Origin of the sequence: Pseudoclavibacter sp. Marseille-Q434 (genome assembly GCF_050315415.1) — a bacterium.
In the GTDB taxonomy this organism is placed as follows: Bacteria; Actinomycetota; Actinomycetes; order Actinomycetales; family Microbacteriaceae; genus Pseudoclavibacter.
The window spans coordinates 960,465-979,899 of the sequence record NZ_JBNPQH010000002.1; the positions used below are offsets into that span (position 1 = coordinate 960,465).

The 19,435-nt window shown below is 68.6% G+C and carries 18 protein-coding genes; 13 read left to right on the top strand and 5 right to left on the bottom strand.

The genetic code is table 11. The annotated features are described in order from the left end of the window. The first annotated feature begins 76 nt into the window (after positions 1-76). Genes ACQFZP_RS11465 through ACQFZP_RS11490 form a run of 6 tightly spaced genes read left to right on the top strand, consistent with a single transcriptional unit; the run spans position 77 to position 5,870 of the window. Positions 77-1,075, top strand: coding sequence for a zinc-dependent alcohol dehydrogenase (locus ACQFZP_RS11465; RefSeq protein WP_104313172.1), 999 nt, complete (start codon positions 77-79; stop codon positions 1,073-1,075). After that, positions 1,072-1,653, top strand: a complete 582-nt coding sequence (locus tag ACQFZP_RS11470; RefSeq protein WP_104313170.1) for a TRAP transporter small permease — start codon at positions 1,072-1,074, stop codon at positions 1,651-1,653. The genes ACQFZP_RS11465 and ACQFZP_RS11470 overlap by 4 nt, the downstream gene beginning before the upstream one ends. Next, positions 1,653-2,909 carry a TRAP transporter large permease gene (locus ACQFZP_RS11475; protein ID WP_104313168.1) on the top strand — a complete coding sequence of 419 codons (1,257 nt, stop codon included), beginning with the start codon at positions 1,653-1,655 and terminating at the stop codon, positions 2,907-2,909. The genes ACQFZP_RS11470 and ACQFZP_RS11475 overlap by 1 nt, the downstream gene beginning before the upstream one ends. A 44-nt stretch (positions 2,910-2,953) precedes the next feature. Next, positions 2,954-3,970 carry a TRAP transporter substrate-binding protein gene (locus ACQFZP_RS11480; protein ID WP_211891375.1) on the top strand — a complete coding sequence of 339 codons (1,017 nt, stop codon included), beginning with the start codon at positions 2,954-2,956 and terminating at the stop codon, positions 3,968-3,970. Between the two features lie 2 nt (positions 3,971-3,972). After that, entirely contained in the window at positions 3,973-5,223 is a 1,251-nt protein-coding gene (gene otnK, locus ACQFZP_RS11485; RefSeq protein ID WP_211891376.1) for a 3-oxo-tetronate kinase, read from the top strand. Beyond that, positions 5,220-5,870 (top strand): class II aldolase/adducin family protein, encoded by a 651-nt coding sequence (locus ACQFZP_RS11490; RefSeq protein ID WP_104313164.1) that lies wholly within the window; start codon positions 5,220-5,222, stop codon positions 5,868-5,870. The genes otnK and ACQFZP_RS11490 overlap by 4 nt, the downstream gene beginning before the upstream one ends. A gap of 33 nt (positions 5,871-5,903) precedes the next feature. Here the strand turns inward: ACQFZP_RS11490 and ACQFZP_RS11495 are convergent, their stop codons facing one another. Both ACQFZP_RS11495 and ACQFZP_RS11500 read right to left on the bottom strand, forming a co-directional pair. Next, complete coding sequence (locus ACQFZP_RS11495) at positions 5,904-6,743, bottom strand: helix-turn-helix transcriptional regulator (RefSeq protein ID WP_211891377.1); 840 nt, start codon at positions 6,741-6,743, stop codon at positions 5,904-5,906. Positions 6,744-6,752: 9 nt separating this feature from the next. Next, entirely contained in the window at positions 6,753-7,688 is a 936-nt protein-coding gene (locus tag ACQFZP_RS11500; protein WP_211891378.1) for an SDR family oxidoreductase, read from the bottom strand. Between ACQFZP_RS11500 and ACQFZP_RS11505 the strand changes: the two genes are divergently transcribed. The 5 genes from ACQFZP_RS11505 to ACQFZP_RS11525 all read left to right on the top strand — a co-directional run bounded on the left by ACQFZP_RS11505 (position 7,665) and on the right by ACQFZP_RS11525 (position 11,496). Continuing rightward, complete coding sequence (locus ACQFZP_RS11505) at positions 7,665-8,294, top strand: hypothetical protein (RefSeq protein WP_211891379.1); 630 nt, start codon at positions 7,665-7,667, stop codon at positions 8,292-8,294. The two genes, ACQFZP_RS11500 and ACQFZP_RS11505, sit on opposite strands and share 24 nt — an antisense overlap. 74 nt (positions 8,295-8,368) lie before the next feature. Next, positions 8,369-9,007 (top strand): hypothetical protein, encoded by a 639-nt coding sequence (locus ACQFZP_RS11510; RefSeq protein WP_146080854.1) that lies wholly within the window; start codon positions 8,369-8,371, stop codon positions 9,005-9,007. A gap of 106 nt (positions 9,008-9,113) precedes the next feature. Beyond that, the gene (locus ACQFZP_RS11515) at positions 9,114-9,458 is read left to right on the top strand and encodes a hypothetical protein (protein WP_146080853.1); all 345 of its coding nucleotides are present in this window, start codon (positions 9,114-9,116) and stop codon (positions 9,456-9,458) included. Positions 9,459-9,596: 138 nt separating this feature from the next. Next, entirely contained in the window at positions 9,597-10,589 is a 993-nt protein-coding gene (locus tag ACQFZP_RS11520; protein WP_211891380.1) for an NADP-dependent oxidoreductase, read from the top strand. Between the two features lie 46 nt (positions 10,590-10,635). Beyond that, positions 10,636-11,496 (top strand): alpha/beta fold hydrolase, encoded by an 861-nt coding sequence (locus tag ACQFZP_RS11525; RefSeq protein WP_211891381.1) that lies wholly within the window; start codon positions 10,636-10,638, stop codon positions 11,494-11,496. A 90-nt stretch (positions 11,497-11,586) separates the two neighbouring features. On the opposite strand, the gene ACQFZP_RS11530 is transcribed toward ACQFZP_RS11525, so the two are convergent. Next, positions 11,587-12,300 (bottom strand): SDR family oxidoreductase, encoded by a 714-nt coding sequence (locus ACQFZP_RS11530; protein ID WP_211891382.1) that lies wholly within the window; start codon positions 12,298-12,300, stop codon positions 11,587-11,589. A 149-nt stretch (positions 12,301-12,449) separates the two neighbouring features. On the opposite strand from ACQFZP_RS11530, the gene ACQFZP_RS11535 reads away from it, so the two are divergent. Next, positions 12,450-13,052, top strand: coding sequence for a TetR/AcrR family transcriptional regulator (locus ACQFZP_RS11535; protein ID WP_211891383.1), 603 nt, complete (start codon positions 12,450-12,452; stop codon positions 13,050-13,052). Between the two features lie 76 nt (positions 13,053-13,128). On the opposite strand, the gene ACQFZP_RS11540 is transcribed toward ACQFZP_RS11535, so the two are convergent. Together ACQFZP_RS11540 and ACQFZP_RS11545 are read right to left on the bottom strand one after the other, a co-directional pair. Beyond that, entirely contained in the window at positions 13,129-15,366 is a 2,238-nt protein-coding gene (locus ACQFZP_RS11540; RefSeq protein ID WP_211891384.1) for a beta-glucosidase family protein, read from the bottom strand. Positions 15,367-15,413: 47 nt separating this feature from the next. Then, a complete protein-coding gene (locus tag ACQFZP_RS11545; RefSeq protein WP_211891385.1) occupies positions 15,414-16,853 on the bottom strand; it encodes an XRE family transcriptional regulator in 1,440 nt (479 codons plus the stop codon). Positions 16,854-16,977: 124 nt separating this feature from the next. Between ACQFZP_RS11545 and ppsA the strand changes: the two genes are divergently transcribed. After that, complete coding sequence (gene ppsA, locus ACQFZP_RS11550) at positions 16,978-19,401, top strand: phosphoenolpyruvate synthase (protein ID WP_211891386.1); 2,424 nt, start codon at positions 16,978-16,980, stop codon at positions 19,399-19,401. Positions 19,402-19,435 lie beyond the last annotated feature (34 nt).

The window sequence follows — 19,435 nt, forward strand, 5'->3', positions numbered from 1 at the left end:
AGTGCTGGATTCGCACCGCAAGCACCTACCCGCACGCGAAGCAACGCGGCCGTGAGTCGCGGGGAAGAGCAGCCGAATGCGCGCTATCCGTTTCGACGAATCTGGGAAAGCCCAGGTGGTCGACATTCCGAAACCCCAAGCCCGACCAGGCGAGGTGGTGGTGCAGGTGACCTCCACCGGCGTGTGCGGCTCCGACCTGGCTGCGCTGCGCGGCACGCATCCGTTCCGCATCCCACCGCTCATCTCAGGCCACGAGGCGGGCGGGCGCGTCGCCGAGGTCGGATCCGGCGTCGACGGACTCACAATCGGAGATCGCGTTGTCATCGACCCTCAGCGCTCCTGCGGCGAGTGCGCACTCTGCGCAAGCAACCGCTACCACCTCTGCGCGAGCAAGCAGATGCTCGGCATCGCCGCGTGGGACGGCTCCTTCGCGGAGTTCACCGCCGTCCCCGCGACCACCATCATCCCTGCACCGGACGGCATCGCCGATGAGCACCTCGCTCTCGCCGAACCCATCGCGGTCGCGGCCCACGCGGTCGCCCAGCTGGGAGAGCGGGCCCGCACGCGGTCGCTCGTCCTCGGCGGCGGAACCATCGGTGCGCTCGTCGCTCGCGTGCTCCGTGACTCCGGTGCGGAGACGCTCGATGTGATCGAGCCGCGCACCCATGTGCATCCGATGCTCGAGTCCCTCGGGGCGACCGGAGTGCACGTTCCGGACGTCGACCTGGAGTCCCACAGCTACGACGCGGTCTTCGTGGCGGCTGGCGTGCCGGCTCTCCTCGAGCGGGCCTTCGCGGCTGTCGCACCTGGAGGCGCCATCGTGCAGGTCGCCGTCTTCGGTAAGCCCGTGCCGGTTCCCGTGGGCGAGCTGCAGGTTCGCGAGATCGCCCTCCTCGGCACAGCCATGTACACGAAGGCGGACTTCTCGACCGCGCTGGACGTCCTCGACCGGCACCCCGGTCTGGCCGACGCCATCGTCTCGCGGACGACGTCCCTGGAAGAGGGAGCCGAGATCACCACCAGGATGGCCGCAGACGGCCCCGGTGACATCGTGAAGCTGGTGATGGTCCCGTGATCGGCGGCGTCGTCGGCCGGATCTTCACGGGCATCGAGCGTGTACTCCTCACGATCGCCGCCGTTGCGGTCACGCTCATCAGCCTCGTCCTCGTGTTCCAGGTGTTCATGAGGTACGTGCTCAACAGCCCCACGGTGTGGTCTGAGGAGTTCGCGACCCTCATGTTCGTGTGGTGCGTCATGGCGGCCATCCCCGTCGCCGTGCGGCACAGTGAGCACATCGCGGTCACGCTCGTCGTCGATCGCATGCACGGCAAGGTGCGGCGCACCTTCGTCGTCGTCGCCTACGTCCTGACCGCAGCCCTCTTCGCGCTGGTCACGGTGTATGCGGCGATGATGCTGCCCACAGGGGCCCGGCAGCTCATGACCGGCCTCACCATCGCCTCCGGCATGGATGTGACCCTGTTGGCGATGTACCTCACGGTCCCCATCGGCATGGGCCTCTCGTTCCTCTTCTCGTTCGAGAAGCTAGTCGCGGCCCTGCGTGGCGACTTCGACGAGCCCATCGACGTCGTGGCGGTCCTCACCGCGGAGACGAGCGTCGACGAAGCCAAGACCCCAGAAGACAAGGACGTCTGATGCCCGTGATTCTCGGAGGACTGCTCCTCCTGCTCCTCGCTATCGGCGTCCCGGTGGGGATCTCCGTCGGCCTCGCGTCGTTCGTCAGCCTGGCAGTCGAGGGTGTCCCACCTGAAGTGGGGGCCCAGCGCTTCATCGCCGGTATGCGCTCCTTCCCTCTGCTAGCCGTGCCTCTCTTCGTACTGGCTGGCGCCATCATGAACGCAGGTGGCACGACGCAGCGACTCATCGACTTCGCCTACGCGCTCGTCGGGCGCATCCGAGGCGGGCTCTCGGCGGTGAACGTGCTCACGAACGTCACATTCGGTGGCATGTCGGGCTCGGCCGTGGCAGATGCGTCGGCCGTCGGGCGTCTCCTCATCCCGCAGATGCTTCGCCGCGGCTACTCGCCCGGTGACGCGGCGTCGGTGACCGCCGCCGCGTCGATCATCGCCCTCGTGCTCCCACCGAGCATCACGATGATCATCTATGCCGTGGCCGCCGAGGTCTCGATCGGCGATCTGTTCTTCCACGGTCTGTACATCGGTCTCGCATTCGGCGTGGTCTACCTGATCACGGGCTGGCTCATCGCGCGCAAGAAGGGATATCCAGCTGAGAAGTCGACCGACCTGCGCGGTCTCGGAAGGGCCTTCCTCAAGGCGATTCCCGCGCTCCTCATCCCCGTCGTCGTGCTCGGAGGTATCCGCCTCGGTGTCTTCACGGCCACGGAGGGAGGCGCGGTGGCGGTGACGGTCGCCGCGATCATCGGGTTCTTCGTGTACCGGGGGCTGACGTGGGCTCGCATCGTGACGGCGATGCGGGAGACAGCGATGCTCGTAGCTGCGATCATGCTCATCATCGCCATGGCACAGGCGTACTCGTGGGCGCTCGTCACCGGCGGCACCCCCGAGATCCTCGCAGCGGCGGTCCTGGGGATCACCGACAACATCTTCGTGATCCTCCTCGTCGCGAACGTCCTGCTCCTGCTCGTCGGTACCGTGGTGGAGGGCAACGCTGCAATCATCATCTTCACGCCGGTGCTCCTGCCGATCATGACGGCCGTCGGGGTCGACCCCGTGCACTTCGGGCTCATCGTGGTCATCAACCTCGCGATCGGCCTGATCACGCCACCTGTCGGCATCAACCTGCTCATCACGAGCCGCATCGCAGGCATATCCGCCGAGAAGGCGATGAAGGACATGCTGCCGTGGCTCGGCGTGTCGATCCTGCTGCTGTTCATCGTCACCTACGCGCCGTTCGCGCTCGGTTGGTACTGATCCCGATGCGTGCAGCGACATCCACCACCAAAGGAGTTCCCCTCGTGAGTAAAGGAATCAGCGCGTCGCTTCGTCGAGGTGCGGTCGCCCTCGCCGGTGCCGCCCTCATCCTCAGCGGATGCACCGTCGCCCCCTCGGCCTCCGAGCCGGAGCTGCTGCTGCGCCTCGGACACTCGTACGGTGTCGGCAGCCTCCAGGATCGCGCTGCGAACATGCTGTCGGAGCAGGTCGCGGAGTCGTCCGACGGGCGCATCGAGATCGAGGTGTATCCCGCCTCGCAGCTGGGCAGCTGGGAAGACATGCAGGAGGGCCTCGAGTACGGGGCAGTCGACATCGTCATCGAATCCGTGGGATCTCTCGAGCGCTACACGGATCTGGCAGCCATCGAAGGCGTGCCGTTCCTCTACGAGGACGAGGCGCAGTTCCTCGACGTGTGGGAGGGGGAGCTCGGCGACGAGATCCTCGACTCCATTCGCGAGGACACAGGCTTCCAGCTTCTCGGCCAGATGTATCGAGGGGCGCGCGTGCTCAACACCCAGCGACCCGTTGCCGAGCTCGCCGACACGCAGGGCCTGAAGCTCCGTGTTCCCACGCAGCAGACGTACCTGGACACGTGGGAGTCGCTCGGCGCCAGCCCGACCCCGCTCGCGTTGAGCGAGGTGTTCACCGCCATCGAACAGGGGGCGGTGGAGGGGCAGGAGAACCCCATCGACGTGGTGCGGTTCAACTCCTTCTACGAGGTCGCGCCGAACGTCACGCTGACGAATCACATCTACGGCAACTTCCACTTCCAGGTCTGGGCCGAGACCTATCAGGGCTGGCCGGCTGAGTTGCGCGACATCGTCGACGCGGAGATCGCCGATGTCTCTGACTGGTACGAGCAGACCTCCATCGAGGAGCGCGACGCGAACATCGCCTTCCTCGAAGAGAACGGCGTTGAGTTCCACGAGATCGACCGAGCGGAGTGGGCGGATGCGACGAGCGACGTGCTCGAGCACGTCGATCCGCAGGTGGTGGAGTGGGTCGAGAAGATCCGCGCGAGTGCCGAGGCGAGGGGCTGACCGTGCTGGGAGCGATTGCCGATGATTTCACCGGGGCCACCGACCTGGCCGGCAACTGGCGCTCACGTGGGCTCTCGACTGCCGTGGTGCTCGGCGTCCCGGAGGCCGATGGGCTCGATGCGCTTCGCACGCACGCCGCCGTCGTGATCGCCCTGAAGATCCGGTCGGTACCAGCGGAGGAGGCTGTCGCTACGGTGCGCGAGGCCGCTGCTGTGCTGCGGGAGCTCGGGTGCACGCAGGTCTACGACAAGTACTGCTCGACGTTCGACTCGACGCCTGAGGGCAACATCGGCCCCATCGCCGACGCACTGCTTGAGGAGACGGGGGCGAGGACCGCGGTTGTCGTCCCTGGCTTCCCGGACGCGGGTCGCACCGTGTACAAGGGGCATCTGTTCGTCGGGAACGATCCGCTCGACCGCAGTTCGATGAGAGATCATCCGCTGAATCCCATGTGGGACTCACGCGTCTCGACGCTCCTCGCCGCGCAGACGTCACACGCTGTGGCGGAGGTCCACATCGATGTCGTCCGGCGCGGGTCGGCTGCGCTGCGCGCGGCCATCGATGCGGCGGACGCACGTGGTGCGCGGTACGTCGTCGTCGACTCGATCGACGGCGCCGACCTCCGAACCATCGCGACGGCGACGGGTGGCGATCCGCTCGTCACCGGCGGGTCCGGGCTGGCGCTCGGGGTCGAAGCGAAGCAGGTGGCCCCAAGCGATCTCGCGGCTATCCCGGGCAGGCGCGTCGTGCTCGCGGGCAGCGCATCCACTGCGACGCAGGCGCAGGTGCAGGATGCGCGTCGCACCATGTCGAGCCGGAAGCTCGATGTTCGCACGCTGGTCGACGACATGGCTGGGGAAGAGCAGCGCCTCCTCGACTGGTTCGTCGAGCGCTGGGCGGATGACCCGGACCGGCCGGTCATGCTGTACTCGGTCGGTGACGCCCGCGACGTGGCGGCGGGACGGGCTGCCTCGCCTCGTGCATCGGAGCTCATCGAGACCCTCTACTCGCGTCTCGCGCCCCGCCTGGCAGATGCCGGCGCCTCGCAGTTCATCGTCGCAGGGGGTGAGACCTCCGGCAGCGTCGCTCAGGGGCTGGGGGTCTCCGTGCTCGAGGTCGGGCAGCTCCTCAGCCCGGGCGTCTCCTGGCTCCGCGCGCGCCGTCGGTCGGCGCCGGAGCTGAACCTGGTGCTGAAGTCCGGGAACTTCGGCGACGTCGATCTCTTCTCCAGCGCTTGGGAGAGGCTCGCATGAGCGATCTCGTCGATGAGCTGATCGAAGCGGGGCGTCTTCTCGCGGAGATGGGGCTCTCACCGGGGAGCTCCGGCAACGTGTCGGTGCGGTTAGGGAACGAGATCTGGATGAGCGCGAGCGGTACGACGCTCGGCACCCTCGAACGGGCCGCGTTCGCGCGTGTGAGCGTCGACGGTGAGCCTCTCGATCCGCAGGGGCCGACGGCGACGAAGGAAGCACCCCTGCACCTCGCCATGTACGCGCGGAACCCCGCTGCGACGTGCGTCGTCCATCTCCACTCGCCGAACGCGGTGGCTGCGTCCTGCCTCGCGCCTTGGCGCGCGCACAGCGCCCTCCAGCCGATCACGCCGTACCTCCTGATGCGCGTGGGCAACGTGCCGCTCGTGCCGTATGCGGCGCCGGGGGACCCGGCGCAGGCCGCGGCCGTGCGGGCGGGTGCGCTCTCGTTCCATGGCGCGCTGCTGCAGAATCACGGATCCATCGTCAGTGGAATCACGGTGGCGCAGGCGGTCGACCGCGCCATCGAGATCGAGGAAGCCGCGCGCACCCGGCTTCTGGTCGGAGGGCGGGAAGACCTGCGCCCGCTCACCGACGACGAGGTGCAGGAACTCGTCGATCGCTACGGGCAGCCGTGGGGTGACGGCTGAGTCGAAGCGGCCACGGGGTCCCCGACCTGGGCGTCAGGCGTCCGCGGTCAGGCGCTGGGTGCCGAGCACGGAGAGCAGCTGCAGCCTGTCGTAGCTCTTGGTGCCGGGCGTCGCCGTGAGCACCAGCAGGGTCTGGCCCTGGTCGACGAGGAACTGGCACTGCACGGTGATCACCCCGGCCTCGGGATGCTGCACCCGCTTCTCGAGCTCGTGCATCGCATTGATCTCGTGGTCGGCCCAGATCTCGGCGAACTCCGGGCTCGCAGCGAGGAGGGCGTCGATGACCCGCTGGGCGCGAGAGTCAGGACCCTGCTGGGCCGCGAAGCCACGGGCATCCGCGGCGAAGGCGCGCGACAGCTTGTCATGGTCGCTTTCCGGGTAGACGTGGCGGGCGCCGGGGTCGGTGAACCAGCGGTAGACGACGCTGCGTGCGTTGCCGGTGAAGCGGGTCTCGTCGCCGAACAGCGCCCGCGCCGCTGGCGTCTGCACGAGCGTCTCGCCCATGGCCGTCATGACCTGGGCTGGGGTGTCGGCGAGCCGGTCGAGGATGCGCATGAGCCCCGGCGCGACGTGCTCGCCGCTGATCGTGCGCTTCGGCGGCTGGTGGCCGGCGAGGTGGAAGAGGTGGTCGCGCTCCGCCACGGTGAGGCGCAGACCGCGGGCGATCGCGGCGAGCATCTGCTCGGACGGCTGCGGGCCGCGGCTCTGCTCGAGTCGGCTGTAGTAGTCGACCGACATGTCGCTGAGCGCCGCGACCTCCTCGCGCCGCAGGCCCGCCGTGCGCCGGCGGGGCCCCTTCGCCAGGCCGACGTCGTCCGGCTGCAGCGCCTCGCGGCGGCTGCGGAGGAAGTCGGCAAGCTGGGCTCTGTCCATGACGCGAGGCTAACGGGTCGCGTGCTCGGCGACGAGCTGCTCGGACAGCTCCCACAGGCGGCGCGCATCCGCCTCGCTCGTGACTCGCGAGTAGAGCTTCTGCTCGGCGGGGCGGCCGCCGATGTGGCCGGGTCCCTTCGGCCCATACAGGCGCCCACCCTTCGCCTCCGGGCTGGTGGCCGCGAGGATCGCGGGGAGGGCGGCGCTCTGCGGGGTGCCAGCGAGGCCGATGCGCGAGAGCACGCGGATGACCTTCACCTCGGTGGTGTCGCTGGCGCGGCCCATGCCGGGCTGCGCCGCGAGGAGGTTCGTGGGGGAGATGCCGGGGTGCGAGAGGTTGCTCGTGATGCCCCAGTCGTTCGCCTCGCTGAGGCGGTGCAGGTGCATCCCGAGCAGGCCCGTGGCGATCTTCGACGAGCTGTACGAGCCCATGCCGCTGTAGCTGCGCTCCCAGTTGAGGTCGTCCCAGTTCACAGCGCCCTGGTTGGCGGCGACGCTGATCTGCGTGGTGACGTGCGCTCTGCCCTCCTTGAGACGGGGGAGGAGGCCGGTGGTGAGCGCGAAGTGGCCGAGGTGGTTGGTGCCGAACTGCAGCTCGAAGCCGTCGCTCGTCGCGCGACGCTCTGGCGGCGTCATGACCCCGGCGTTGTTGATGAGGATGTTGATGGGGCGTCTCTCGGTGACGAGCTCCCCCGTAAGGGCGGCGACCGATGTCAGCGATGAGAGGTCGAGGTCGCGCAGCTCGAGCTTCGCGCTCGGGTTCGAGCCCCGGATGCGCGCGACGGCCTTCTCGCCCTTGTCGCGGTTGCGCACGGGCATGATCACTTCGGCGCCAGCGCGGGCGAGGCGGCCAGCGATGTGGAAGCCGATGCCGTCGCTAGCGCCCGTGACGAGGGCGAGCTTGCCGTTGAGGGACGGGACTTGAATGTCGATGTTCTTCGGCACGGGATTCTCCTGAATTGTGCGGGCGCCAAGCTCGCGAGTGGTGATGAAGCGAATCTGCAGTCTGGTTGCTGGAACCAGTGTGATGCTTCGATGTTCTTCGATTCAGGACTCGCTCATCCAGGGATTCCCGATCCCTGGATGAGCGCACAGCGCCGAGCTCAGAATGTCGGCGGCTGGGAACATACTGGCGACAGCCAATCGAAAGGAGCGACCATGCTCGGGGTTCACACCTACCTGCACTGGACGGATGCTGACGGCACTCAGCGCAGCCTGCCTGGTTGGAGCAGTCAGGACATGGTTTCGGTCCAGGACAACTCGGCGTGTGAGGGGCGTGACTTGGGCGGCACGTGCAGGTGCGATGCACCGCATCCGTGGCGAGGACTTGCTGAGCGGGAGGCGGTCATCTCCCACGGCGGTGATGGCTATCCGACGCGGTACGAGCTCGCCGTTGAGGGGCTCATCGATCTCTACCTGCGAGCTGAGCGTCAGGCGATCCGCGAGCTCACGCTGGAAGGTGGCCCGGTCGACACGGCGACCCGGGTTGCGGAGTTGCGGGCGCTGGCGCCGGGGACGATCGTCGTCGTCAAGGAGTGGGATCAAAGCTGACATGAACGGGGCGGTGGAGTGCGATGGGTCTTTTTGACGGGGACGCGGGCAACTTGCGTGAAACGGTGCGGCAGATGGGCCAGGAGGTCCAGGTCGCGCTGCTCGCGCGGGGTTGGGCGGTCACGGACCCCTGGGTCGATGAGGACCAGCCGATGGAGTTCTTCTGGCCGCCGACGGCACCCCATGGGTACGGTCGGCGACCCCCAGTGCCTGCCGCGGTGGCCCGAGACCGGGCGAAGTTGAGCGAGCCAGAGGCGACTCCGTGGCTGGCACCAATACGGATCGCGCGGGTGGATGATGGCTGGCGAGTCCAGTACGGAGAGGCAGCAGCGGCGAGGCCGGCCGAACTGGCTCTGCATCGGGACGACGTCTCGCTGCTCGCGGACATCGAAGGCATCGAGTGCTGGCCGATGAGCGTTGAGGAGTCCCTTCAGATCCGAATGGAACGCGTCTTCCAAGCGACCTACGCCGCCGCGCACAACGAGCACTATCCCGGATTCACCTCCACCGAGCCCTACGTGACCAGGTACAACCTCGTGATGCGGCAGCTGCGTCTCGAGAAGGCTCAGGGAGGTGTCCCCGGTGCCGTCGCGGTGCCCGCTCCTTCTCGTCCGCGGGGTGACCTCAACGCGCAACTGCTGCTCATCGACGCGGAAGCCTGGGCCTCCGCGGTGCGCACGGCGCGAGCGGGAGGGGAGCGGCGAGACCGGTGAGACCGGGTGGCCCAGCGGGAGGGCCTGCTCCTCGGCGACGATCGGCGTCACGGGCCTGCTCCTCTCCCGGATCTCGGCGCAGGCATCCGTGCTGGCCGGCGCCATCGTGACTCTGCTCAGTCTTGTGCTCATGGCCGCGGCGAGCGTGTTCGGCTCCTTGCCGCTGTTCTTCGGTTGGTGCCTCGTCGGAGGCGTCGCCTACGCACTCGCATTCACGGGCGGGCTCGGCCTCATCAACCGGCTCGCGCCCGCGCATCACCGAGGCGCGAGCCTGTCGCTGCTCTACGTCATCGCCTACGCACTGCAGGCGGGCACCGCGATCGGGGTTGGGGCCATCGCCACGGGTGGGACGCTCGCCATGGCTGTCCTGGTCGCCGCGACGGTGCTCGGAACGATGTGCGTGGCGGTCGTCGTGCTGATCGTCGTGGCGCGGAGGGGCGGGCGTCTCTAGGGGGTTCGTGCGCAGGTGTCTGTCGATCGCCGCCTCGGACGAAGCTCTTGACAAAATAACTGAGTCGACTCAGGATTGAGTACGCTCGGCAGATGTCGAGCGATTCACCGACGCGATCTCGAATCCGGAGCCTCACCCATGCGAGCGTTCACCCTCTCCAAGTACAAGACGCCGCTGCGCGAGGCTGACGTCGCCGAACCGGTCGTCGGCGACCACGACGTGCTTGTCCAGGTGCAGGCCGCCGGCGTGAATCAGCTCGACGAGAAGATCCGCATCGGCGAGTTCACGCAGATCCTGCCGTACAAGCTGCCGCTGACCCTCGGGCACGATGTCGCCGGCACGGTGCTGCGGGTCGGGGCCGCCGTTCGCGCGTTCCGGCCCGGCGACGAGGTCTACGCGAGGCCCCGCGACCACCGCATCGGCACGTTCGCCGAGCGCATCGCGATCAATGAGGCGGATGTGGCGCCGAAGCCGTCGTCCATCTCCATGGAAGAGGCGGGCTCGCTCCCGCTCGTCGCCCTCACCGCCTGGCAGGCGCTCGTCGAGATCGGTCGGGTGCAGCCCGGGCAGAAGGTCCTGATCCATGCCGGTGCGGGCGGCGTCGGGTCCATCGCGATCCAGCTCGCCAAGCACCTCGGTGCTGAGGTCGCCACCACGGCGAGCGCGGCCAACGCCGAGTTCGTCCGTGGCCTCGGCGCTGACCACACGATCGACTACCGCAACGAGGACTTCGAGCAGCTGCTCAGCGGCTACGACTTCGTGCTCGACAGCCTCGGCGGCGAGAACCTCGAGAAGTCGCTCCGCATCCTGAAGCCAGGCGGGATCGCCGTCGGGATCTCAGGTCCGCCCACCCCGGACTTTGCCCGAAGCGCGGGCCTGAACCCCGTGCTGCGCCTCGCTATTGCCGGGCTCAGCGGCAAGGTGCGCAGGCAGGCGAAACGCCTCGGCGTCGAGTACCGCTTCCTCTTCATGAGAGCGAGTGGTGAGCAGCTGCGGGAGATCTCGGCGCTCGTCGAGAGCGGAGTGATCAAACCCGTCGTGGGACGAGTCTTCCCCTTTGACGGGACTGTGCAGGCGCTCGAGTCGCTAGGCGGCGGCATTCGCGGCAAAACGGTCGTCAGTATCCCGTAGCGAGTGCCGTCCGCACCGCCTTCGTCGAGATTCAAGAGAGAACACCATGAGCACCGCATCCAATGAGCCCGTCGTCACCTCGTACGCGCTCGCCCCGGCGAAGAGCATCACCGTGGGCGGCATCAGCTACGCCTACCGTGAGCTGGGCCCGAGGGAAGACATCCCCGTCATCTTCTTCGTGCACCTCGCGGCCACGCTCGACAACTGGGACCCCCGCATCGTCGACCCCATCGCACAGAAGCGCCACGTCATCACCTTCGATCAGCGGGGCGTCGGCGCCTCAACGGGAACCGTCCCGAGAACCATCGAGGAAGCCGCCGACCACGCGTACGAGTTCATCACCGCCCTCGGCTACGACAAGATCGACATCTTCTCCTTCTCCATGGGAGGGATGATCGCGCAGGACCTCGTCGTCAAGCACCCCGACCTCGTGCGCCGGCTCGTGCTCACGGGCACCGGTCCGCGCGGCGGCAAGGACATGGACAAGGTCGTCGGTGTCACCTACCTCGACCTCGTCCGCTCGATCCTCACCCGCTCCGACATCAAGGAGTTCCTCTTCTTCAACCGCGACGATCGCGGCAAGCGGGCCGCGAAAGCGTTCGTCGCCCGGCTGTCCGAGCGCACGGTCGACCGCGACACGTCGATCAGCCTGAAGGCGTTCCAGACGCAGCTGGGGGCCATCCAGCGCTACGGCCGTTCCGCGCCCTCCGACCTCTCGAAGGTCAGGCAGCCGACCCTCATCGCCAACGGTGACAACGACCGCATGGTGCCATCGGTGCTCTCCAACGACCTGCACAGGCGCATCTCCGGCTCCGAGCTCGTCATCTACTCCGACTCGGGCCACGGCGGCATCTTCCAGTACCATCACCAGTTCGCGCCGGTCGCCGTCGAGTTCCTCACCCGGTAGCGCTGGTGGGCCCGGTCAGACGCACGCAGGAGTGGCGCGGCTTCCAGAGAGCTCTGGGAGGCGCGCCACTCTGTATCCGGGGGTCTGCTGCTAGCTGCTTGACCCCCCGAGCTGCGGGTAGACCGCCTCGAGCGGGGCGCTGAGCCCGGCCTTCAACTGCACGGACGTCTCGTCGGCGAGCACCTCGTACTCGCCGGCCTCGGTCGCGTCGAAGACCTTGGAGACCAGCGCGGCCGGGTCGGTCTTCGGGTCGTCCGTGTGCGCGGCCATGGCCGTGTCGACCCAGCCCACGTGGACGCCGACCACGTGGACGCCGGCGGGGAGCAACTCGAGGCGCAACGAGTTCGTCGCGGACCAGAGCGCAGCCTTCGTGGCGCTGTAGATGCCATTGACCGCGTACCAGCTGAGGGCTGAATGCACGTCGATGATGGCGGCACCCTCACGGTTCGCGAGAAGTGGCGCGTAGGCGCGCGCGAGGAAGACGGGTCCGAGGAAGTTGGTCGCGACGTTCGCCCGAATCTCTTCATCGCTGTGGGACAGGATGCTCGGGGACGAGACCGAGGCGCCCGCGTTGTTGATGAGCACGGTCACGTCCGGCGCCGCGTCGACGACTGCGGCGATGGATGCCGAGTCGGTGACGTCGAGGGTGAGCGGCACGATCCGCTCGTCGTCCCAGCTGCGGGGCGTGCGGGCGGTGGCGTAGACCTTGGATGCGCCGCGGGCGAGAGCCTCGCGCACGAAGTTCGTGCCGATGCCCCCGTTCGCGCCGGTGACGAGGACAACTGCTCCGTTGAGTGAGGGCATGGGTGGTCTTTCTGTTGCTCGGGTCGTCTGGTCACTGATAATGACGGGCCCTGGGGGCGTGGAAGAATCGGCGTGAGCACCGGTCCTCAGTCGATAGCGACTAAACTCATAACTGAGTCTGCTCAATATCTATTCCCGGAGGAGATCCGATGACCACCGACGCCCGGCCACTGGGACGCCGCGAGCGGAACAAGCTCGACAAGCTCGAGCGCATCACGGCGGCGGCTGGCGAGCTCTTCGCCGAGCGCGGGGTCGATGACGTCACAACGCAGGAGATCGCTGACCGGGCCGACATCGGCACCGGCACGCTCTTCCTCTACGCCAAGACCAAAGGCGAGCTGCTGCTGCTCGTGCAGAACTCCATGTACGAGACCGCGCTCGAAGAGGGCCGCGCGGCCTCAGCTGAGGCGACTGGTGCCCTCGACGGCGTGCTTGCCGTGCTTCGCCCCGTCGTGGCGTGCAACCGCAAGCAGGTCGAGAACGGCCGCACCTACCTGCGCGAGATGGTCTTCGGTGATCCCCAGGAGCCGCGGCACGCCGAGGCGCTGAAACTGACGAGCCAGACGCAGGACCTCGTCGCTGACGTCATCGACCGCGAGACCGCGGCGACGGCCGACACCGCGCGCGCACTCGCGCAGGTCGTCTCCGCGATCATGTTCACCACCATGGCGGCGTCGGTCAACGCCTCGCTGTCGGACGACGAGATCGTCGAGCAGGTGCGGGCGCAGGTCAGCGTGGTGCTGCCCGCCTGATCCGACCGACCTGACTGGCTCGTCCCGACCCGGCGTGCCGGTCCGGGAGCTCCCGAACCGGCACAGTGTGCTGCGTCTAGCGCTTCGCGCTCGCCACGAGCTCGTCGAGCCCCGACTCGTCGAGGGGGCTTCCCGGGAACGCAGCGACCCGCCCGAGCGGCATGGAACCGAGCATCTTGAGCATCTCCGGGTCGGCCAGCATCCCGGCCAGTCCGCTATCCCCTTCGAGGAGGGCGGAGCGGAGCAGCGGTCCACCGCGCTCGTCGTCCAGCCATTCGGCGATCGTCGACGTCTCGTCGAGGGTGAGCGCGAGCTCGTCACCCGCGACCGACACCCGCGTCGAGGCGCGGATGTCGCGGCTCGAGGCACCCACCTCGATGCGGTATTCGCCGCCTTCCACCGTCCATTGCCCGGCGACCGGGTGGAAGTAAGCGAGCTCAGAGCGCGGGACCTCGATGGTGACCGCTGCCGTCGAACCGGCCGCGACCTCCACGACCGAGAACGCGGTCAGCGAGCGAATCGCGCGCGGTACAGCGGAGCCCGGGAGGCCCGTGTAGACCTGCACGACCTCACGCCCGTCCCGGCTGCCCGTGTTCGCGACCTCCACCTGGATGCGCAGGCCGCCGTCCTGGACTTCGACGGCGAGGTTGTCGTAGGCGAAGCTCGTGTACGAGAGGCCGTGGCCGAACGGGAACGAGACCTCGGTGCTTCGCGCGTCGTAACCGCGGTAGCCGACGAAGATGTCCTCGCCGTAGCGGACGTGGCCGAACGCGCCGGGGAACCCGAGGTGGGCCGGGGAGTCATCGAGGCGCACCGGGATGGTCTCGGCGAGGCGCCCAGAGGGGTTGACGGCGCCGAAGAGCACGTCGGCGGTTGCGCCGCCGCCGGCCTGGCCGAGCAGCCAGCCCTCGACGATCGAGGGAGCGAGGTGCTGCCAGGTCGAGGTGCGCACGATGCCGCCGTTGGAGAGCACGACGACGACGTTCTCGTTCGCGGCCTGCACCGCGGCGAGGAGCTCGAGTTGGTCGGCGGGGAGGTCGATGTGCTCACGGTCGAAGCCCTCGGACTCCTCGTGCGCGGGGAGGCCGAGGAAGAGCACGGCGACGGATGCGTCTGCGGCGGTCTTGACCGCATCCGCTCGCAGCGCTTCGGTGTCGCCGGAGTCGTCGAGCGTGAAACCGGGCGCGAACCGCACCCGGTCGCCGGCGACCCGGCTCAGCTCGGTGAGGGCGTCGTCGAGGCGGGTCGGGTTGATGAGCGAGCTGCCGGCGCCCTGGTAGCGGGGCGTGCGCGCGAACTCGCCGATGACCGCGAGGGTGTCGTCGGAGCCGAGGTCGAGGGGCAGGAGGTCGCCGTCGTTCTTGAGCAGCACGATGCTGCGTCCAGCCGCCTCGCGGGCGAGCGCGTGGTGCTCGTCGGCGTCGTAGCTCGCAGACTCGTCTGCGCCCGCGACGATCTTGTCGACGAGCTCAAGCGCACGGCGGGCGGCCGTGGTCACGTGCTGCTCGTCGAGGTCGCCGGAGCGCACCGCATCCACGAGCTGAGCATCCGTGCGTCCGCCGCTGGACGGCATCTCGAGGTCGAGCCCGGCGGCGACGCCGGTGACCCGGTTGTCGACGGCCCCCCAGTCAGAGACGACGAGGCCCTCGTAGCCCCACTCCTCCCGCAGCACGGTCGTGAGGAGCCAGTGGTTCTCGGAGGCGTAGACGCCGTTGATCTTGTTGTACGAGCACATGACCGTCCACGGCTGCTGCTCGGTGACGACGCGCTGGAAGGCGCGCAAGTAGATCTCGCGCAGCGGGCGCTCGTCGACGTCAGCGCTGATCCGCAGCCGGTCGGTCTCCTGGTTGTTCGCGGCGAAGTGCTTGAGCGAGGAGCCGACGCCCTGGCTCTGCAGCCCGCCCACGAGTGCTGAGCCCATGACGCCGCTCACGAGCGGGTCCTCCGAGAAGTACTCGAAGTTGCGGCCGCAGAGCGGGGAGCGCTTGATGTTGATGCCGGGGCCGAGCAGCACGCCGACGCCCTCCGCCTTTGCCTCCTCGCCGAGCGCGACTCCGACCCGGCGTGCGAGGTCCGCATCCCAGCTCGCGCCGAGCGCCACGGCGGGCGGGAAGCAGGTGGCGGGCACGCTGTCAGCGAGCCCGAGGTGGTCGCCACCCTCACGCTGCAAGCGCACGCCGTGCGGGCCATCCGTCAGCGTCACCGCCGGGACGCCAACTCGATCGACCGCCTTCGTCGACCAGAAGCTGCCACCACTCGTCAGGGACGCCTTCTCCTCGATGGTCAGATCGTCGAGGTGCTCGGCGTGGGTCATCGTGATGCTCCGATCGGTCGTGCGGGGGAGTGCTCGCGGCCCGGAGATCAGGGCGCGTGCCGTTCCAGATAAGCGTAGATCTCGCTGTCGTCGACGCCTGGGAAGCGGCCTGCTGGGAGGGATGCGAGGATCTGCGCGTGCAGTCGCGCGCTCGGCCACGCGCGTCCCGCCCAGCGGGCCGCGAGCGCCGGGTCGGGTCGCCGGCAGCAGGTCTCGTCGGGACAGCGCGAGACCTGGCGGTTGTCGGTGTCGCGCCCGCGGAAGTACTTGGCGTCGTCGAACGGCACCCCGAAGGTGATCGAGAAGACCCCCTCGGCCGACTTGCCGGTCTGGATGGTGCTCCAGAACGTGCCGGCCGGGGTGTCCGTGTACTGCCAGAACTCGGTGGTGCGGTGCTCGATCTCCGTCGCCCGCCGCGCACCCCACTTGCGGCAGACGATCTGCCCCTCGACGGCGCCAGTCACGTCGAGCGGCAGCGGCAGGTCGTCGTTCTCGTAGGCCTTGTAGACCTCGCCGACGGAACCGACGCGGAGGAAGTGCACGCGCATCCCGAGGTGCTCGGTCATGAGGTTCGTCATGCGCAGGGCTGCGGCTTCGTGGGTGACGCCGAACGCGTCACGGAAGTCCTCGACGGCGAGGTCGCGGTCCTTCTTGCGGGCGCTCAGGAAGTCGACGGCCTGCGTGCGCGGGATGAGGCAGGCGGCGGCGAAGTAGTTGATCTCAAGGCGCTGGCGCAGGAAGTCGGCGTACGAGTCCGGCGGCGTGTGGCCCAGGATGCGGTGGGCGACGGCCTGCAGGGCGATGGAGCGCAGCCCGTGGCCGCCCGGGATCGACTCCGGCGGCAGATAGATGCGTCCGTTCTCGAGGTCGGTGATGCTGCGCGTCGAGCGGGGCAGGTCGTCGGCGTAGACGATCTCGAGGCCGAGCTGCTCGACCATGAGGTGCACCTCGCGGTGCGTGAGAGCCCCGGCGACGTGCCCGACCTGGCGGAGGCGCTCCTCGGCGACCGCCTCGATCTCGGGCAGGTAGTTGTTACGCTCCCGCATCCACGCCCGCTGCTCGGTGTTGCGGATGCGCGCCTCCTCTGGTGTCGCAGATGCGGTCTGTGCGCGACGCTCGAGTTCACGGTGGAGGCCGACGAGCGTCTCGAGGGTGTCGTCTGGCATGCCCTTGCCGCCGCGCAGCTTCGGCAGGCCAAGGCCCGCGAACAGCGGGGAGGCCTGGGCGCGCTTCAGCTCGAGCTCGAGCGCGGCTCGGCTGTTCGGAGCCTCGGCGCGCACGAGGTCCTCGACCGTCACCCCGAGCGCCCTCGCGAAGGAGGGCAGCTCTGACGGCTTCGGCTCGCGCCGTCCGTTCTCGATGAGTGAGATGCGGCTGGGGCTCGTCTCGAGCATCGCCGCGAGGTCGTCGAGCGTGAGCTTCGCGAGCGAGCGGTAGTGGCGAATGCGGGCTCCGAGCACTGAGGCGGTGTACACGTCGGCGGGCATGGCATGACGCTAGCGCAAGAACAGAACTTATTTACCTCTGTTTCTTGGAAAGAGTTCTCGATCTGCATCAAATACTGGGTTCACCCCGCAACAACCGTCAACGACGACACCAGAAGGACCCACCATGACGCTGCTCCACGAACCCCCGCTCTCCGCAGACACCGGCGCATCCGCCCGCGACGATGTCTACGTGCTCCCCTTCAGTGCCGTGCGCCTCGGCGACATCCCCGAGGTGGGCGGCAAGAACGCCTCGCTCGGCGAGCTCATCGCCAACCTGCAGGATGCCGGGGTGCGTGTCCCGAACGGCTTCGCGACGACGGCGAGTGCCTTCAATCGACACCTGCGCGAGACGGACATCGACACGTGGATCCGGGGCGAGATCGTGGGCCTCGACGTCGACGACGTGGCGCGCCTCGCGATCGTCGGGGCCCGCATCCGCGCTCGTATCGAAGCCGCGCCGCTCGCGCCCGAGCTGGAGGCCGCCATCCGGAAGGCGTTCGCGGCGCTCGAGGCCGAGACCGACGGCGAGCTCCTCGTCGCCGTGCGGTCCAGCGCCACCGCCGAGGACCTGCCGGACGCGTCGTTCGCCGGGCAGCAGGAGACGTTCCTCAACATCGCCGGCATCGACAACGTGCTCGCCGCCACCCGCAAGGTCTTCGCGTCGCTCTTCACCGATCGGGCCATCGCCTACCGCGTGCACCAGGGCTACGCGCACACCGGGGTCGCGATCTCGGTCGGCGTTCAGCGCATGGTGCGCTCCGATGAGGGCGCGGCCGGAGTCATGTTCAGCGTCGACACCGAGTCGGGCTACGACGGTGCGGTGTTCGTGACGAGCGCCTACGGGCTCGGAGAAGGGGTTGTGCAGGGTGCGGTCAACCCCGACGAGTTCACGGTGCACAAGCGCACCCTCCGCGAGGGGCGGCCCGCCGTTCTGTCGCGTCGAGTCGGCAGCAAGGCGACGCGCATGGTCTTCACGGAGGACACCCGCGTCGGGCGCACGACCGAGTTCGTCGAGACGGCACCGGATGCGCAACGCCGGTTCTCGGTCACGGACGCCGAGGTCACCGAGCTGGCCCAGGCGGCCCTCGCGATCGAGGAGCACTACGGGCGCCCGATGGATATCGAGTGGGGCAAGGACGGCATCGACGGGCGCATCTACATCCTGCAGGCGCGACCCGAGACCGTCGTCTCCCAGCGGGCCGTCGGCACCCTCGAGCGGCACAGCCTGCCCGAGCGCGGCGCGACGCTCGTCGAGGGCCGAGCGATCGGGCAGCGCATCGGCGCCGGCGTCGTGCGCCTGCTCACCTCGCCGTCGCAGATGAGCGAGTTCCAGCAGGGCGACGTGCTGGTCGCCGACATGACCGACCCAGACTGGGAGCCGATCATGAAGCGCGCATCCGCTATCGTCACGAACCGGGGCGGCCGCACCTGCCACGCCGCGATCATCGCCCGCGAGCTCGGCGTGCCCGCCGTGGTCGGGGCGGGGGATGCGACTGAGCGGCTCGCGGACGGCGACGAGGTCACCGTGACGTGCGCCGATGGGGAGACCGGGGCGGTGCTCGCGGGCATCCTGCCCATCGAGGTGGAGCGCATCGAGCTCGACTCCTTCCCGGAGCTGCCGGGCAAGATCATGCTCAACGTCGGCAACCCCGACGCCGCGTTCACGCTCGCCGCGCTCCCCAACGACGGCGTGGGGCTCGCCCGCATGGAGTTCGTCATCTCGCGCCAGATCGGCGTGCACCCCCGCGCCCTCCTCGAACTCGGCGACCAGGAGGAGAGCATCCGCGCCGCCATCGACGAGCGCATCGCGGCGTACGAGTCTCCGGCAGACTTCTTCGTGCGGCGCCTCGCCGAGGGGGTCGCGACGCTCGCGGCGGCCTTCGACGGGAAGCCCGTCATCGTGCGGCTCTCCGACTTCAAGTCGAACGAGTACGCCGGGCTGCTCGGCGGCGCCCGCTACGAGCCGGTCGAGGAGAACCCGATGCTCGGCTTCCGTGGGGCGTCCCGGTACATCTCCGCCGACTTCGCGGAGGCGTTTGCGCTCGAGTGCGAGGCGATCAGGTTCGTGCGGGATGACATGGGGCTCACGAACGTGAAGGTCATGATCCCGTTCGTGCGGACGGTCGAGGAGGCGCGTGCCGTCGTCGAGCGCCTCGCCGAGAACGGACTGCGCCGCGGCCAGAACAGCCTCGAGGTCATCATGATGTGCGAGGTTCCCTCGAACGCGCTCCTCGCGGAGCAGTTCCTCGAGGTCGTCGACGGCTTCTCGATCGGCTCGAACGACCTCACGCAGCTCACCCTCGGGATCGACCGCGACTCGGCGCTCATCGCGGACAGCTTCGACGAGCGCAACCCCGCCGTCCTTCGGCTCATCGACCTCGCCATAGAGGCCTGCACGAAGCACGGCCGGTACGTGGGCATCTGCGGGCAGGCGCCCAGCGACCATCCGGAACTCGCCCAGTACCTCTTCGACCGCGGCATCTCCTCGCTGTCGCTCAACCCCGACACGATCGTCGAGACGTGGACGAGGCTCGCGGCGAACCGCTGATGGAGAGCAGTCGGCGCCCCACCTGAGTGGGGTG

Excerpts from the sequence above, each read along its gene's own strand:
- ACQFZP_RS11465 (WP_104313172.1), top strand. The coding sequence starts at position 77 with ATGCGCGCTATCCGTTTCGACGAATCTGGGAAAGCCCAGGTGGTCGAC.
- ACQFZP_RS11475 (WP_104313168.1), top strand. The coding sequence starts at position 1,653 with ATGCCCGTGATTCTCGGAGGACTGCTCCTCCTGCTCCTCGCTATCGGC.
- ACQFZP_RS11490 (WP_104313164.1), top strand. The coding sequence starts at position 5,220 with ATGAGCGATCTCGTCGATGAGCTGATCGAAGCGGGGCGTCTTCTCGCG.
- ACQFZP_RS11495 (WP_211891377.1), bottom strand. The coding sequence starts at position 6,743 with ATGGACAGAGCCCAGCTTGCCGACTTCCTCCGCAGCCGCCGCGAGGCG.
- ACQFZP_RS11510 (WP_146080854.1), top strand. The coding sequence starts at position 8,369 with ATGGGCCAGGAGGTCCAGGTCGCGCTGCTCGCGCGGGGTTGGGCGGTC.
- ACQFZP_RS11520 (WP_211891380.1), top strand. The coding sequence starts at position 9,597 with ATGCGAGCGTTCACCCTCTCCAAGTACAAGACGCCGCTGCGCGAGGCT.
- ACQFZP_RS11525 (WP_211891381.1), top strand. The coding sequence starts at position 10,636 with ATGAGCACCGCATCCAATGAGCCCGTCGTCACCTCGTACGCGCTCGCC.
- ACQFZP_RS11530 (WP_211891382.1), bottom strand. The coding sequence starts at position 12,300 with ATGCCCTCACTCAACGGAGCAGTTGTCCTCGTCACCGGCGCGAACGGG.
- ACQFZP_RS11535 (WP_211891383.1), top strand. The coding sequence starts at position 12,450 with ATGACCACCGACGCCCGGCCACTGGGACGCCGCGAGCGGAACAAGCTC.
- ACQFZP_RS11540 (WP_211891384.1), bottom strand. The coding sequence starts at position 15,366 with ATGACCCACGCCGAGCACCTCGACGATCTGACCATCGAGGAGAAGGCG.
- ACQFZP_RS11545 (WP_211891385.1), bottom strand. The coding sequence starts at position 16,853 with ATGCCCGCCGACGTGTACACCGCCTCAGTGCTCGGAGCCCGCATTCGC.
- ppsA (WP_211891386.1), top strand. The coding sequence starts at position 16,978 with ATGACGCTGCTCCACGAACCCCCGCTCTCCGCAGACACCGGCGCATCC.